The sequence below is a fragment of the Atopobium sp. genome (genome assembly GCF_034113385.1).
Taxonomy (GTDB): domain Bacteria; phylum Actinomycetota; class Coriobacteriia; order Coriobacteriales; family Atopobiaceae; genus Atopobium.
Map to the genome: position 1 here is coordinate 1 of NZ_JAXEXL010000026.1, position 14,943 is coordinate 14,943.

Here is a 14,943-nt window from a genome sequence, read left to right on the forward strand (position 1 = left end):
AGACCCGGTTAGTTGAAGTACCAGGTCTCTCTTTTTGCGTTCCCCTATTCGTTGCCTTATTGAGCGCAGCTTTACTCCATAATAGGGATATGAATAAAATCAGGTAAACCATGTATGAGCAGGAACACCCACCACGGTAAGGCTTGCAGGCACGTCTTTTACCACAACGGCGCCAGCGCCAATTTTGGCGTTATCCCCTACAGTAATCCCACCAAGCACAACTGCATTGGCACCAACCAGCACACCATTCCCGAGCTTTGGATGACGTCTTCCCGCTTGCTGCGGATTGCTTGCACCAAGCGTCACGCCCTGGTAAATCAAAACATCGTTACCGATAATAACTGTTGAACCAATAACAATTCCCATGCCATGGTCAATGATAGTACGCCTACCAAACTGTGCGGCAGGATGGATTTCTATCCCCGTCACCCTGCGCGTACGTTTTGCAAGCATGCACGCAAGAAATGCATGCCCGCTTTTCCATAACGCATGTTCAATCCTATGACCCATTACTGCCCTAAAACCTGCAGAGAATAGCACCGTCTCTAGCTTGGAGCGTGTAGAGGGATCATATGCTAAAAAGGCATCAAGATCCTCTTTGATAAGCTGTACCAATGAGGACGGTGCCCGCGTGCTGTTGCGAGCAGAAGCTGCAAAGTCCATGGGTTTCTCGGTAGAAGAGAAAAGAGAAAAGGGGCTCTTAAATGGTAAAGTCATACGAGCCTCTTAGAGTTCCATGGACAGATAGCGCTCACCCGTATCGGGAAGCACTGTCACGATGGTTTTGCCCGCAAGCTCTGGGCGTAAAGAGAGCCGAGCTGCCACTGTAACAGCTGCGCCAGATGAAATGCCTACCAATAGGCCCGCCTCTGCCAGGGATTTTTTAGTTGCAATGGCATCAGAGGAAGTTACTGTAAGAACCTCATCAATAAGGCTTGCATTGTAGTTTTGGGGAATAAAGCCAGCGCCAATACCTTGAATCTTGTGGGGACCAGGTTTACCACCAGAAAGCACGGGGGATTCTGCAGGTTCTACTGCAAAGGCGCGTAGCTGGGGGTTTTGCTCTTTAAGGTACTGAGCACTGCCAGAAATAGTTCCACCAGTACCAACACCAGCCACCAGCACATCTACCTTGCCTTCAGTATCAAACCAGATTTCTGGACCGGTGGTAAGGTAATGTGCGCGAGGATTTGCAGGATTATCAAATTGCCCAAGCATCACCGAGTTGGGTATGGTTTGTTGCAGATCATACGCTTTTGCAAGAGCACCTTTCATGCCATCGGCGCCAGGGGTAAGCACGATTTTGGCTCCATATGATGCTGCGAGTTTACGACGCTCAATGGACATAGTCTCTGGCATGACCAAAACCATATGATAGCCTCGAGCTGCCGCAATCATTGCCAGACCAACACCCGTATTGCCTGAAGTTGGCTCAATAATGGTGCCACCTGCTGCAAGAGAACCGTCCTTCTCGGCTGCATCAACCATGAACTTTGCCACGCGATCCTTAACGGAGCCACCAGGATTGGTAGCCTCGTATTTTGCAAGAATACGTGCCTTGCCCGAACCAAACTCAGAAATATCTATAAGAGGTGTTTTGCCCACAAGGGCCTCAACGTGTTGCGCAATCTTCATAATCGCTCCTTCCTATGGGGCTCTCCAACCCCGTCTGGTTGCAAGGATGACGCGCCTCTCGCGTTCGCTTGCCGTTTTAGTATGGCACTTTTATTCCCACTAAGTTGGTATGATTTAAAAAAGATGAGAAAGAATGTTCAAAACAAACTATGTTCACATACGCTAAGATGCGCAAGCAGCCCTTGGCGTATTGCTCTGCATACTAGCGAGTCAGTCTCTTTAGGTAATCGAATTTTAAATAGAATTACGAAGTGAAGTCTCATTTTATAGATGAGTATGAGAAACTTTTTTGGTATATGTGAGCGTAAAGCGAGTCATCAAAAGTCTAACTCAGTCGTTCTATCGGAGGCATGTATGCAACTTGGTTTTGACAACAACCAGTACCTATCTATGCAGGCAGAACGTATTAGAGATCGCATTACGCATTTTGGTGGCAAGCTGTATTTGGAATTTGGTGGCAAGCTGTTTGATGATTACCATGCATCACGCGTACTACCAGGTTTTGCCCCCGATTCTAAAGCTCGCATGCTGGCTACCTTGGCACATGAGGCAGAGGTTCTCTTTGCCATTAACGCTAACGATATTGAGCATGGCAAACGTCGCAGTGATATTGGCATTAGCTATGCAGAAGATGTTTTGCGCCTGATGGACGTCTTTCGTACCATGGGCTTAGCCATTGGTGGCGTAGTTATTACACAATGGTCTGGACAACAAAAGGCAGAGCAGTACAAAGTAATGCTCGAAAACATGGGTATTGCTGTCTATAGGCACTACCCTATTCCCGAATATCCAGCCAACGTAGATCTCATTGCCAGTGATGAAGGTTTTGGTAAGGATGAATTTGCAAAAACCACGCACCCACTGGTAGTAGTTACAGCCCCTGGTCCTGGTTCTGGCAAGCTGGCTGTGTGCCTTTCTCAGTTGTATAACGAGCATAAGCACGGTACCAATGCGGGCTATGCTAAGTTTGAAACCTTCCCTGTATGGAATCTCCCTTTGGCACACCCAGTTAATGTTGCTTATGAGGCTGCCACTTTGGATTTGGGTGATAACAACATTATTGACCCCTTCCACCTTGAGGCGCACGGTGAGGTAACAGTTAACTACAACCGTGACGTAGAAACATTCCCCGTGCTTAAAACCATTATGGAACGCATTTTAGGCACCTGCCCCTACTCTTCTCCCACGGACATGGGCGTTAATATGGTGGGCTACTGTATCAGTGATGACGAGGTGTGCCGTACTGCTGCAAAGAATGAAATTGTACGTCGTTATTTTCATTGCGCCGAGAAGATCGAGCGTACAGGCGTAGGCACTTCTCAGCTGGATAAAGCTCGTTTACTTATGAAAGAAGTGGGTGTAGATGAGAACTTCTCGCCTGCTCATAGCGTTGCTTTACAAAAAGCTGCCGAGACAAACGCACCCGCTGGAGCCATGGTCTTGCCTGATGGCACCATCGTAACGGGCAAGACATCCTCTTTGCTAGGCGCCGCTTCTTCTTTGCTGCTCAACGCTTTAAAACGCGTTGCAGGTGTAGATAAGGACACGTATGTAGTAAGCAATGAAGCCCTTGCTCCTATTGGTCGCCTAAAGACTGAGCATCTGCATAGCCACAACCCTCGCCTGCATTCAGATGAGACACTCATTGCGCTTTCCATTAGCTCTGCCACCAACACAGAGGCCAAGCGCGTTATTGAGGCTACCAGCAAGCTCTACGGTTGTGATGCATACTTCTCTGTCATTATTTCTAGCACCGATGAGCGCGTATACAGGCAGTTGGGCATCAATGTATGCTGTGAGCCTCGGTTTGAGAGCGGTACGTATTACCACAAATAAGCGGCTTGTCACAATTGAACTCTGTTTTGTTGTGGAGTTTGGCGCTGTTTTAGCTGCCAACAAAGCTGGCAGCTAAAACAAACGCGCCGGTCAAACAGACCAGCGCGCATTCATGGCGCTTCTCGATAAGAACTTCTCGATAGCCTTAAGCTCTCAAACCTGAGCGCTTATCGATCAACCTCTTTTGCTAGTTTGTTGCATAACACAATGCATCCCAGAGCACTCAGTGCAAGCACACAGCCCATTGCTATGAAGGGTGCCTTCTGGCCCATAATGTTTCCACCCAGGGTGGCAAACACAACAATAATAGAAAGCACAAGCACCATGCCTAAGTTGTTACGTTGACCAATCGCCTGAGCAGGAACATTTGCTGCCATAGCGCTGTTGTAACCATAAAATACGCTTAGGACACCAAGTACCAAACTTGCAGCAGTTCCCACGGGAGTACTGAGGTGAACAAACCCTCCCACCAAACCAAACACCACTGCTGCCAAACCAAGGCCAAGCAACACAAGGCACGAAATCTTAAATTGCCTTTGCAAACTAGACATGCACTTCTCCTTATCTGTGCGCGGCACTACAGCGCCATGCGATAAATAGCCAAAAAGTCTTGTTCATATAAACGCTTTGCCGAACCCTTAGAACCACCGTTTACTTGAGCGCACTGATGAGCCATTTCTTGCAACTGCGCATCAGTTGGTGTTATTCCCAACTCGCGCATAGTTGTTGGCATCCCAATGCAATGAAAATAATCCTCCATGGAACAAATACCTGCAAGAGCAATATCCTCCTCAGACAACGTGGTGTCTGAAATAAGCATCACATTACGCGCAAATCGCACAAAACGATCCAAGCAATCCTTGTAAACGTAGCGCGCCCAACTGCCCCAAATAGCAGCCAAACCAGCACCATGAGCAACATCAAACATGCCACTCATCTGATGCTCAAGATTATGAGAAACAAAATCTCCGCCATCACCACCGCAGCCGGTAAGACCATTGTGTGATAGCGAACCCGCCCACATAAGCTCGGCACGTGCATCGTAGTTATACGGATCAGAAGCCACAATAATACCAGCATCCAATACGGTACGCATAAGACCTTCTGCAAGGGAATCTGTAAGCTCCATGGTTGGGCCATTGGTAAAATAGCGCTCCATTGTATGCATAAGGATGTCTGTCGTTCCGCATGCCGTTTGATACGCAGGCAAGGTGTACAACAGCTCGGGATTCATAATGGCAAATACGGGTCTCGAGAAATTCGTGTTGCAGCTACGTTTATCTTTACAAGCATCATCTGTAATAACGGAACTGCTTGACATCTCTGAGCCTGAAGCACTTATCGTAAGAATGACACCAATGGGTAAACAGGCTGTAGGCTTACGGGTGCGTAAGTAAAAATCCCACACGTCCCCTTCATTGGCAACGCCATAGCCAATGGCTTTAGCGGAATCAATAACAGAGCCGCCACCCAACGCCACAATAAAGTCCACCTTGTTGTTGCGCGCCAGCTCAATACCCTCGCGTACCAGTGATAGTCGTGGATTGGGCACCACGCCGCCAAGCTCTACAAACGCAATACCTGCCTCAGATAAAGATTGCTTAGCTCGATCAAGCACGCCCGTACGTTGTACGCTACCAGACCCATAATGCAACAGCACGGTATGCGCACCAGCAGCAGCTACAAGTGCGCCGAGCTTCTCTTCAGAATGACGACCAAATACTACGCGCGTAGGCGTGTAGTAGACAAAATCGTTCATGGGGCCTCCTTGCTTTGGTACTCCTATTATCACTCACCACACGGCGTTACCGTAAGCCAAATACAAGTAGTATTTTGCGTTCCATTTCCCTTACTATGTTGTTCTAGTAGTACGTTATCTGTACACCCCACACACAAGGTTCTAACCATGAAAACCATCCTCATGATTGCCACGGGCGGCACCATTGCTTCCACCGGTCAACCTGGTGAGCTGACCCCCACGCTTTCCGGGCGTGAGCTCGTACACAAGCTCGTACAAGAGGTTCCTTTACTTGATGGTCTGTGCAACCTAGACTACGTGCAGCCCATGAATATTGACAGCACCAACATGCGCCCCCGTAATTGGCTAGAAATTGCCTCACATATTGAGAAAAACTACGATGCGTACGACGGTTTTGTCGTACTGCACGGTACAGATACCATGGCCTATACCGCAGCCGCATTATCCTATCTTATTCAAGACTCGCCTAAGCCCATTGTGCTTACGGGGTCTCAACAACCCATGGGCAATCCCTTTACCGATGCCAAACTCAACATGTATCAGTCTTTGCTATACGCCTGCGACGAGGCATCGCATGATGTATCTATCGTGTTTAGCGGGCAAGTAATTTGTGGTACCCGCGCACACAAACAGCGCACCATGAGTTTTAATGCATTTACAAGCATGAACTTCCCAGCCATAGCAGTCATTCGCAATAACAAAATCATTCGCACTTCCGCGCGAGCTGCTCATAGTGAAACCTGCAAATCCGCTGCACATCCACGCTTTTATCGCCAATTGGACGAGAAGGCCCTTGTGCTTAAGCTTACTCCCGAGCTTAATCCATCCATCTTTGAGCTGCTCAAGCGCGATTACTCCGCCGTCATTCTAGAAACCTTTGGTATTGGTGGCATTCCAGAACATGCAGATGCTTCCTATGAGAAAGCCATTTTTGACTGGGTAGATTCTGGACGCACGCTGGTTATTACCACGCAGGTGGATGAGGAGGGCTTGGATTTAGGTGTGTATGAGGTAGGTCGTGCCTATGCCAATCATCCTGGCATTTTGCGAGGTGCAGACATGTCTACCGAGGCCTTAGTGGCAAAAACCATGTGGGTCCTTGGGCAAACAAGCAATCCGCAAGAGCGTGCGCAGCTGTTTTATACGCCCATCAATCACGATCGCATGGACGTGTAGCGCCTGTTTGTATGTTCATTAGACGAATACCCGCACGTATATGGCATTTAGTGGCAAAATCGACGTGTTTATATACTGCGTACCGTGCCATACGCTTTGTGCTTTTGCATTGCGCGTTTTGTGCGTGGGCGCGTGCGTGGGCACATGCGTGGACGCGTACGTAGACAAAACATGAACAAACACGACGAGGAGGTCACATGGCCGACGACATCCGCAAGGTTAACGTTTTTGGACACCTGCACCCCGATACCGATAGCATCTGTGCAGCTATTTCCTACGCGTATCTTAAGAATCAGATTGATAAGCCCATTTATGAGGCGCGTCGCTGCGGCGCCCTTAACCGAGAGACCGCTTGGGTTCTTAAGCACTTTGGCTTTAACGAGCCTCAGCTCATTACCACAGTCACGCCGCAAATCAAGGATGCTCAAATCCAGGCTGTTCCTGGCATTGCCGCAGACACCACTTTGGCAGAAGCTTGGACCGGCATGCGCGATAACAACGTCAGCTCTCTGTGCGTTGTCGATAAGGACGGCGAGCTCGAAGGTCTTATCGCCATCCGTGACATTGCTTTTGCAAATTTGGAGAGCCTGGAAGAGGACCGCGTCAACGCTATGAACATGCCCGTTTCTAGTCAGATGCGTCCCGCCGCAGACCTGTTGCACTTCTCGGTCAACACGGCAATCGATGATGCCAAGGAAATCATCACCACATCCAAGCATCGTTTCTTCCCCGTTTTGGACGAGAATGGCAAGTATGCTGGCATGGTCAGCTCGCCCGATTTGCTGAATCCCAGCAAAAAGCATGTCATTTTGGTTGACTTTAATGAGCGCAGCCAGGCCGTCGATGGCCTTGAGCAGGCTGAACTCATGGAGATTGTTGACCATCACCGCTTGGGCTCCATTGAAACCGATGGCCCCATTCGCATGCGTCTTGAGCCCGTGGGCTGCACCTGCACCATTTTGTATGGCATGTATCAGGAGAGCGGGGTAGAGATTCCCGCCAACATTGCAGGTCTCATGATGAGCGCCATCTTGTCTGACACCCTGTGCTTCCGCTCCCCCACCTGCACGCCTCGCGACATTGAAGCTGGCCGCGCCTTAGCTGCTATCTGCGGCGAGGATGTGGATGCCTACTCCGATGCCATGTTTGACGCCGGCGCAGACCTCACTGGTCGCACCGCTGAGGACGTTTTTGGTGGCGACTTCAAGGTGTTCTCGCGCGGCAAGGTGCGCTTTGGCGTTGGTCAGGCAAGCTTTATGACCGAGAATAGCCGCAAGGCTGCAGAGGCATTGGTTGGCCCATACCTCAAGGACGGCGCTGCCGCCAATGACATTCCACTGGTCTTCTATATGTTTACAGACGTTAAGTCCCAGACGTCTGAGCTGCTGTATTGGGGTGACAACGCAGAGGTCGTTATTGAGCAGGCCTTTGGCGTAAAGCCTGTTGATGGCATGGCTGTTTTGCCTGGCGTGGTAAGCCGCAAGAAGCAGGTCACACCACCTCTGATGTCCACACTTACTGACATGTTGGATTAACACCCACATGGCCTGCATAGCTCGCAGAGTCAGCATAGCCAGCATAAACTAAAGCTTGAGCTTAACGATAAGGGACTGATGCCAGAGAGACGCTCTGGAATCAGTCCCTTGATTTTAGCTCTGCTGCGCCCTTAGATTCTCTCCACAGTATCTTTAGTTCTTGATGCGTCGTGCCATTATTAAAATTAATAATGGCACGACGCAACGCGAGGTGAGCAATGCTCACCTCAAGTATCAAACAAAGTGATAAGTAGTATTTTATATACTGTGCACTGTACCGGATGTTATTTATTTCTTAGAACAAAGGTAAATCACCCGTAAGCGGATCTACCTGTTCTGGCAACAAAGGTTCAAGTGCCAGGCAGGTAAACGTTGGCTCACCATGAAACTCCGTAAGTCCCGCATCGCGCACTAAAGCGCACACAAACCCCTGCTCTTTGGCGCGTGCCGCAAGCTCAAGCAACTCTTCTTCAGAGTCCACATACACACAAACCTTGGCAACACCTGCCTCAAACCAAGCAGACAGTGGCGTTGGCTCTTGGGCGCCTTCGTCCAAATACACCCAGTTATCATGTGCAACACGCACTTGATCCAAGCGTTTCTCGCGAGCAAGCGCCATGAGGATGGCTTCCACGCAGGCATGACTGGCCTGAACTGCAATTTTTCCCTTGCGCATGTGTAAATCACGGCGCATAACAATCATTTGTTTGGACTTATAAGCCATAGAAACCCTACCTACCTGATACGTTAGTTGTGCTAGTCACGCGTAAGCTTGCGATGCAAGCGGTGAGGACGCGCCGCTTCTGCACCCAAACGAGCTACACGGTCCTTCTGATAATCCGCAAAGTTACCTTCAAACCAATGCCAGGTAGCAGGAGCTTCATCACTGCCTTCCCATGCAAGGATATGCGTACAAATACGGTCCATAAACCAACGGTCATGACTTGTAATAACCACACAACCTGGGAACTCAAGCAATGCTTCTTCCAGGCTTTCCAGAGTCTCGGTATCCAAATCATTGGTGGGCTCGTCCAAAAGGAGCAGATTACCGCCCTGCTTGAGGGTAAGCGCCAAATTAAGACGATTACGCTCGCCGCCAGATAGCACGCCCGCGCGCTTTTGCTGATCTGTTCCCTTAAAGCCAAACGCGCTTACATAGGCACGGCTGGGAATCTCTGTCTCGCCTACGCGAATTACATCATTGCCATCAGACACGACTTCCCACACGGTTTTATCGGCATCCAGACCCGTACGACCTTGATCAACGTAGGAAAGCTGAACTGTCTCGCCAACGGTAAGGGAGCCAGAAGTGGGCTGTTCAGCCCCTGTAATCATCTTAAAGAGCGTGGATTTACCTACACCATTGGGGCCAATCACGCCAACAATACCATTACGTGGCAGACTAAAGCTCAAATCCTCAATGAGCACGCGGTCACCAAAGGATTTGTGCAGGTGCTCAATTTCCAAAACCTTCGTGCCCAAGCGTGGACCCACGGGAATATGAATGTCCGTAAAGTCTACCTTAGTAGTACGACGAGCCTCGGCCTCCATCTGCTCATACGCAGCTAAACGAGCCTTGCTCTTTGCTTGACGAGCCTTCTGAGAAGAACGCACCCACTCCAGCTCAGACTTCATCTTACGAGCGCGCTTCTCATTTTGATGAGACTCCATCTCTAGACGATGCGCCTTGGTCTCTAGGTACGTGGAGTAGTTGCCCTCATAGGGATAGAGCGTTCCGCGGTCAACCTCGCAAATCCATTGGGCAACGTTATCCAAGAAATAGCGGTCATGAGTTACTGCCAAAACGGCACCCGGGTAGTTTTTAAGGAACTGTTCCAACCACAAGACAGACTCAGCATCCAAATGGTTGGTTGGCTCGTCCAAAAGAAGCAGGTCAGGCGCCTCAAGCAAGAGCTTGCACAACGCCACACGACGGCGCTCTCCGCCCGACAGATGAGCTACATTCTCATCTGCATCAGGACATTGCAGGGCATCCATGGCCTGAGAAAGCTGGCTATCTAAATCCCAACCATTAGCCGCATCAATCTGGTCCTGCAAGGTGCCCATCTCTGCCATAAGAGCATCAAAGTCTGCATCGGGGTCAGCCATGAGGTTGCCAATCTCATTAAAGCGATCAATCTTTGCCAGCAAATCTGCAAAAGCAAGCTCAATATTTTCTTTAACCGTCTTAGTGTCATCTAGCGGCGGCTCTTGCTCAAGCAGGCCAACGGTATAGCCTGCAGCCAAGCGGGCTTCTCCATTAGAAACATCCTCAGTACCTGCCATAATCTTAAGCAAGGTAGACTTTCCCATGCCATTTGGACCTACAACACCAATCTTGGCACCCGGGAAAAAGCCCATGGTTACGTCGTCCAGAATAGTTTTGCCATCGTAGGCCTTGCGGACCTTATACATCTGATAAATAAACTCTGCCATTGTGCTCTCCTCATCAAAGTAGCAAGCTTTGTATGCTCCAACTGTTCATCCACTGTGTCTGTTCTAGCAATGTCGCGCCTGAGGCGTGCGACGTAAATAATCACAAAATCGCAGTGCCGCCACGCTTAGATTATCCTGACCCCGATGAACCAAGCCTATTGTACGGTAGGCACGCTCCGCCAAAGGACGGATTGCCAACCGATACGGGTTTCTCTTTAAGATAAGCGCAGGCAAGATAGATAAGCCCAAGCCTGACTCTACCATAGACATAATGGTGTAATCATCCCAGGTAGAAAGCGCAGCTCGTAATTCAATATGAGCTTTTAAGAAAAGCGGCGTAATCTCATCTACGCCCTTACGCTCCAACAGCAAGAAGGGCTCTCGCGTAAGGTCTGCAATATTGACGGTAGATTTATGTGCCAAGCGGTGCTTTTCTGGAAGGACCGCCATCAGTTCATCCGTGCCTATGGGCTCAAACGTCAGCGATGGTTTTTGTGGACTATATGCCAAAAACCCAATATCAACGCGACCTTCATCTACCCATGCTTCAATTTCTGCATAATCACCCATGAGCAGCTCATAGTCTATGCCCGGGTAATCATCGCGAAAACGTTTAATAGCGCGCGGCAACCAATGCGTAGCCACGCTAGAAAACGTGCCAATACGAATACTACCCGTAAGCATTCCGGTAATGTTATCTACCTCTGCCTGAAGCAAACGCTGATCACTGCAGATTTGTTCAATACGTGGCAAAATACGCTGGCCATCTGGGGTTAAACGAGCACCATGCTTGCCACGTTCGAGCAAGCGAATACCCCACTCCTGCTCCAAATCATTAACCATACGGCTCACGCCAGACTGAGAGTATGCCAGCCTACGTGCCGCACGCGTAAAACTACCTTGTCGAGCAGTCTCTATAAACGCCTGGTATTTTGCAATGTTTTGCTCCATTGTGTCCCATCCCTTGCACACCCAACGGTCGCACGTGCACGTACTTTAACAATGCTATTTTGTCATACAATCCATGCAAAGTATTCGCTTTTCTTGAGCCTGTATAGGCACGACACTTAAAGTACGTTCTTTTACCTTTTGCCCATCATGGCGCCGCCCGCGTCGCACCCGCAAGGACTACTTATGTGCAACCCACGTAATAAATATCTGCTTGCCTTGCTCTTATTTGGCTCTAACGGCATTGTGGCTAGCGGCATTGCACTCAGTAGCAGCCAGATTGTACTGTTCCGCACCTTCTTTGGTGCACTGAGCCTGACAGCGCTGCTTTTTGCATCCAACCGCCAAGCCCTTACAGGAATTGACCGCAAAGAAATTGCCGCATTAGCTATTTCTGGTGCTGCATTGGGCATTGGCTGGCTCTTTTTGTTTGAGGCCTACACGTTAGTAGGCGTAGGTATTGCATCGTTGGCCTATTACTGTGGGCCAGTGCTTGTTATGGCGCTTTCTCCCCTCTTGTTTGGCGAGAAACTCACGCCGGCTCGCATAGCCGGTTTTTGCGCTGTTCTTATAGGGGCTGCACTGGTGGTATGCACCAATACGGGCGGCGCGCTTAATCCGTTTGGCCTGGCATTGGGCCTAGGCTCTGCTTGCATGTATGCTGTTATGGTTATTTTTTCTCGTAAGGCACCTTCTATTACTGGACTTGCCAATGCCTCCATCCAAATGAACGCAAGCTTTATTGTTGTGGGACTCTATAGCTTTATGCAGGTTATGGGCGGCATAAGCTTTGAGCTGCCTCATGATTGGGTATCTCTTGTGAGCGTTTTGGCTTTGGGGCTCATAAACACAGGTCTTGGTTGTTATTTATACTTTTCGTCCATTGCTAAGCTGCCTGTACAGCAGGTTGCGATATTAGGATACCTGGAGCCACTTTCTGCCGTCGTGTTTTCTGTGCTTGTACTGGGAGAGGCTATGACGCCTATGCGCGCATTAGGCGCCTTCCTTATTGTGGGAGGAGCTGCCGCAAGTGAACTCATGCGTAAGCCAGCTCAAACTACCACGTACATCTGCGAATGAACGCGGAGCAGGCATAACATCTTGATGCTGCCCCAATGTCTTTTGCATCCACACCGTGTTGTACCAATGGCCACCTTTATAGCCACAGTTTTCAAACGTGCCAATAACACGATACCCTCGCGATTCATGAAACTGCACTGACGTGGCTGGCACACATAAATCTGCCGCATCAGTACTGGTAGTTATGCAAGCATAGGCATTAAGTATGCCCATGCACTTGAGCGCATCTTCTAAGGCATCATACAAAAGCGTACCTACGCCCTGATGGCGCGCCTCTGGTGCAACGTAAATGGTAAGTTCTGCGCACCAATCATATGCGGCATAGCCATAGTAAGGGTGTGCGTAGGCATAACCAAGTATGCACGGCTCATTGGTAGCATCATTGTCTTTGACGGGTTTCTCGGCAAGCAAAAAAGGGAAACGAGACCCAAAACAAGAAATGCGACGTGCGTATTCCTCTACCGATGGAACCTCATACTCAAAGGTAATTGCTGTGTTTTTAACATAGGGAGCATATATTTGAAGCAGGGTCGCAGCATCTTTGGGCAGTGCCTGTCTCATACGAATATCATGCGGATTCATGTCCTTCTCCCCTCACGCCTGCATCACCTTTGCAGACAGTATATGCTTATGACACTGCGCTTCTGCTGGATAGCGCGGCTTGTAACACGTCCGATACCAACGCGCAGGAGAAACTCATGGCGCATGCTCATAACGTACAACAATCACCCTTTTTAGCCATCTTATCCCGTATGAAATACATTAATCGCTGGGCGCTCATGCGCAATTCTCGCGAGGAAAACCTGTCCGAGCATTCATTAGAGGTAGCGTTAATTGCCCACATGCTTGCTACGATTGCTTGTGTGCGTTATGGCCGTACTCTTGATGCAAATCGTGCGGCGGTCATTGCGCTGTTGCATGATTCATCCGAGATTATCACGGGAGATATGCCCACCCCCGTCAAATATGCCAACGGCCGCATCCACGATGCCTACAAGGATGTAGAAACGCTGGCAGAAGCGTCTCTTATCCACACCTTGCCAGAAGATTTGCGTGCCGTATATGCGCAGTATTATCAAGCGCAAGACGCTTCTGAAGATGAACGCTATATGCGTCATCTGGTTAAAGCTGCCGATAAAATCTCTGCGCTCATCAAATGTATTGAAGAAGCACAGGCGGGCAACACCGAGTTTGCTACCGCACAAAAATCGTGTCAGGCAGCCGTTAATCATATGGCCCGTGAACTACCTGAAGTTGCAGACTTTATAGCAGAGTTCTTGCCCTCATATGGCTCAACGCTTGATGAGCTGTTAAGCCTCTAAGGATGCTACATGCACGCACTACACGCACGCCTGCCCAAAAACTTTGTCCTTGAAGAGCGACTTGAGCGCTTTGGCGCATACATTGAGCCCGCGCCTTGGACACTTAAAGGCCATTGGGCTCAGGCATGCTATCCCTCATTGGGCATAGCACAGAGCTGCACCAAGCACTCCGCTGTGCAAGCTATGCAAGCCGTTCAAGAACCCCTGTGCTTTGACACAGTACATCTTGATTTAGGTTGTGGTAAGGGTGTGTTTACCTGCGATATTGCTGCGCAACATCCCAATATCTTATTTATAGGTATGGATTCTGAGCCTATTTGTATAGCCTATGCTGCGGCACACGCTCATGAGGCGCGGTTGCCCAACGTGCTTTTTGTTCCCGGTCATGCTGCAAAGCTCAACCAGTACTTCTCTGCCGGCGAGATTAGCCGTATATACCTTAACTTTCCCACGCCGTTTCCCCGCAAAAAAGAGTGCGCTCATCGTCTGACTCACGCTCACATGCTAGACAGCTATCGAGAAGTTCTTGCACCTGATGGAAGTATTCGTCTTAAAACTGACAGCATTCCTTTGTATCGCTTTAGCCTTACACAAATAGAACCTGCAGGTTATACGCTTAACTGGAAAAGTGATAACGTGCGAGAACTGCTCCCTCATGAACCCGCAACTGGGTATGAACTACGCCTTACTGCTCAAGGCGCTGCAGTTCATGGTTTTGAAATTGTGCCTGGTCCACGTCCTACTTCTATTGAACTACCTATGTCAATGAGTCTTGTGGACTACCTGCCAAAGGACTTATCTGAACTTACCTATATCCCCCATGGCATGGAGGGTACAGTTACTAATCTACGCAATAGGCAATTTCGCTCTAAAACTCGCTCTAAAAACAAGCGAAGCTGAAGTATTACCCCATATTCTCCTTGCGGTGTTGCTCTTCAATTTGCCTCTTAACTTCTTCTTCCCTTTTCTTTTCCCAAGCCTGAACTGCGTCATACCATTCATCTTTATTTGAACAGTAGTAATACCAGCCTGCTGGATAAGGACTAGGTGGAAATGTAGAAAATGACACTTCATTCCACCAGCGGAACCCGCAAGTAACTACACAAGGGATATTTTCTCCTTTGGTGGAGATAAAGTGATAGCGCGGGCAACCTTCTGTATCCTTATCTATATATTGAAGCTTATACTTCGTATTATGTATGTCATATCGAAAAAC

General features: G+C 49.1%; 15 protein-coding genes. 6 read left to right on the top strand and 9 right to left on the bottom strand.

Going from position 1 to position 14,943, the window contains the following annotated elements; all coding sequences use genetic code 11:
* Positions 1-99: 99 nt before the first annotated feature.
* Positions 100-717, bottom strand: a complete 618-nt coding sequence (cysE, locus tag SPD80_RS07055; RefSeq protein WP_320829118.1) for a serine O-acetyltransferase — start codon at positions 715-717, stop codon at positions 100-102.
* A 9-nt stretch (positions 718-726) separates the two neighbouring features.
* Positions 727-1,638 carry a cysteine synthase A gene (cysK, locus tag SPD80_RS07060; RefSeq protein WP_414429705.1) on the bottom strand — a complete coding sequence of 304 codons (912 nt, stop codon included), beginning with the start codon at positions 1,636-1,638 and terminating at the stop codon, positions 727-729.
* Positions 1,639-1,989: 351 nt separating this feature from the next.
* On the opposite strand from cysK, the gene SPD80_RS07065 reads away from it, so the two are divergent.
* A complete protein-coding gene (locus SPD80_RS07065) occupies positions 1,990-3,471 on the top strand; it encodes a DUF1846 domain-containing protein (protein ID WP_320829120.1) in 1,482 nt (493 codons plus the stop codon).
* A 167-nt stretch (positions 3,472-3,638) separates the two neighbouring features.
* Here the strand turns inward: SPD80_RS07065 and SPD80_RS07070 are convergent, their stop codons facing one another.
* Both SPD80_RS07070 and SPD80_RS07075 read right to left on the bottom strand, forming a co-directional pair.
* Positions 3,639-4,022, bottom strand: coding sequence for a hypothetical protein (locus SPD80_RS07070; RefSeq protein ID WP_320606223.1), 384 nt, complete (start codon positions 4,020-4,022; stop codon positions 3,639-3,641).
* A 26-nt stretch (positions 4,023-4,048) separates the two neighbouring features.
* The gene (locus SPD80_RS07075; RefSeq protein WP_320829121.1) at positions 4,049-5,230 is read right to left on the bottom strand and encodes an iron-containing alcohol dehydrogenase; all 1,182 of its coding nucleotides are present in this window, start codon (positions 5,228-5,230) and stop codon (positions 4,049-4,051) included.
* A gap of 147 nt (positions 5,231-5,377) precedes the next feature.
* Between SPD80_RS07075 and SPD80_RS07080 the strand changes: the two genes are divergently transcribed.
* Positions 5,378-6,406, top strand: coding sequence for an asparaginase (locus tag SPD80_RS07080; protein WP_320829122.1), 1,029 nt, complete (start codon positions 5,378-5,380; stop codon positions 6,404-6,406).
* Between the two features lie 197 nt (positions 6,407-6,603).
* The gene (locus tag SPD80_RS07085) at positions 6,604-7,941 is read left to right on the top strand and encodes a putative manganese-dependent inorganic diphosphatase (protein WP_320829124.1); all 1,338 of its coding nucleotides are present in this window, start codon (positions 6,604-6,606) and stop codon (positions 7,939-7,941) included.
* Between the two features lie 295 nt (positions 7,942-8,236).
* On the opposite strand, the gene pth2 is transcribed toward SPD80_RS07085, so the two are convergent.
* From pth2 to SPD80_RS07100, 3 genes are all read right to left on the bottom strand, one after another.
* A complete protein-coding gene (pth2, locus tag SPD80_RS07090) occupies positions 8,237-8,665 on the bottom strand; it encodes an aminoacyl-tRNA hydrolase (protein ID WP_320829126.1) in 429 nt (142 codons plus the stop codon).
* 32 nt (positions 8,666-8,697) lie between these two features.
* The gene (gene ettA, locus SPD80_RS07095) at positions 8,698-10,377 is read right to left on the bottom strand and encodes an energy-dependent translational throttle protein EttA (RefSeq protein WP_320829127.1); all 1,680 of its coding nucleotides are present in this window, start codon (positions 10,375-10,377) and stop codon (positions 8,698-8,700) included.
* 63 nt (positions 10,378-10,440) lie between these two features.
* Positions 10,441-11,328, bottom strand: coding sequence for a LysR family transcriptional regulator (locus SPD80_RS07100; protein WP_320606258.1), 888 nt, complete (start codon positions 11,326-11,328; stop codon positions 10,441-10,443).
* A gap of 183 nt (positions 11,329-11,511) precedes the next feature.
* Here SPD80_RS07100 and SPD80_RS07105 point away from each other — a divergent pair, with 183 nt between their 5' ends.
* Positions 11,512-12,405 (top strand): DMT family transporter, encoded by an 894-nt coding sequence (locus tag SPD80_RS07105; RefSeq protein ID WP_320829129.1) that lies wholly within the window; start codon positions 11,512-11,514, stop codon positions 12,403-12,405.
* On the opposite strand, the gene SPD80_RS07110 is transcribed toward SPD80_RS07105, so the two are convergent.
* Positions 12,319-12,987: an N-acetyltransferase family protein gene (locus SPD80_RS07110; RefSeq protein WP_320829130.1), complete on the bottom strand. Its 669-nt coding sequence runs from the start codon at positions 12,985-12,987 to the stop codon at positions 12,319-12,321. The two genes, SPD80_RS07105 and SPD80_RS07110, sit on opposite strands and share 87 nt — an antisense overlap.
* Positions 12,988-13,103: 116 nt before the next feature.
* Between SPD80_RS07110 and yfbR the strand changes: the two genes are divergently transcribed.
* Entirely contained in the window at positions 13,104-13,727 is a 624-nt protein-coding gene (yfbR, locus tag SPD80_RS07115; protein ID WP_320829132.1) for a 5'-deoxynucleotidase, read from the top strand.
* Positions 13,728-13,736: 9 nt separating this feature from the next.
* The gene (gene trmB / locus SPD80_RS07120) at positions 13,737-14,627 is read left to right on the top strand and encodes a tRNA (guanine(46)-N(7))-methyltransferase TrmB (protein ID WP_320829134.1); all 891 of its coding nucleotides are present in this window, start codon (positions 13,737-13,739) and stop codon (positions 14,625-14,627) included.
* 4 nt (positions 14,628-14,631) lie between these two features.
* Here the strand turns inward: trmB and SPD80_RS07125 are convergent.
* Positions 14,632-14,943, bottom strand: a 312-nt coding sequence (locus SPD80_RS07125; protein WP_320829136.1) for a hypothetical protein, incomplete at its 5' end; no start/stop codon positions are given.

Coding starts and splice junctions, on each gene's coding strand:
- SPD80_RS07085 (WP_320829124.1), top strand. CDS start 6,604: ATGGCCGACGACATCCGCAAGGTTAACGTTTTTGGACACCTGCACCCC.
- SPD80_RS07100 (WP_320606258.1), bottom strand. CDS start 11,328: ATGGAGCAAAACATTGCAAAATACCAGGCGTTTATAGAGACTGCTCGA.
- SPD80_RS07110 (WP_320829130.1), bottom strand. CDS start 12,987: ATGAATCCGCATGATATTCGTATGAGACAGGCACTGCCCAAAGATGCT.
- pth2 (WP_320829126.1), bottom strand. CDS start 8,665: ATGGCTTATAAGTCCAAACAAATGATTGTTATGCGCCGTGATTTACAC.
- SPD80_RS07075 (WP_320829121.1), bottom strand. CDS start 5,230: ATGAACGATTTTGTCTACTACACGCCTACGCGCGTAGTATTTGGTCGT.
- SPD80_RS07080 (WP_320829122.1), top strand. CDS start 5,378: ATGAAAACCATCCTCATGATTGCCACGGGCGGCACCATTGCTTCCACC.
- SPD80_RS07065 (WP_320829120.1), top strand. CDS start 1,990: ATGCAACTTGGTTTTGACAACAACCAGTACCTATCTATGCAGGCAGAA.
- ettA (WP_320829127.1), bottom strand. CDS start 10,377: ATGGCAGAGTTTATTTATCAGATGTATAAGGTCCGCAAGGCCTACGAT.
- yfbR (WP_320829132.1), top strand. CDS start 13,104: ATGGCGCATGCTCATAACGTACAACAATCACCCTTTTTAGCCATCTTA.
- SPD80_RS07105 (WP_320829129.1), top strand. CDS start 11,512: ATGTGCAACCCACGTAATAAATATCTGCTTGCCTTGCTCTTATTTGGC.
- cysE (WP_320829118.1), bottom strand. CDS start 717: ATGACTTTACCATTTAAGAGCCCCTTTTCTCTTTTCTCTTCTACCGAG.
- trmB (WP_320829134.1), top strand. CDS start 13,737: ATGCACGCACTACACGCACGCCTGCCCAAAAACTTTGTCCTTGAAGAG.
- SPD80_RS07070 (WP_320606223.1), bottom strand. CDS start 4,022: ATGTCTAGTTTGCAAAGGCAATTTAAGATTTCGTGCCTTGTGTTGCTT.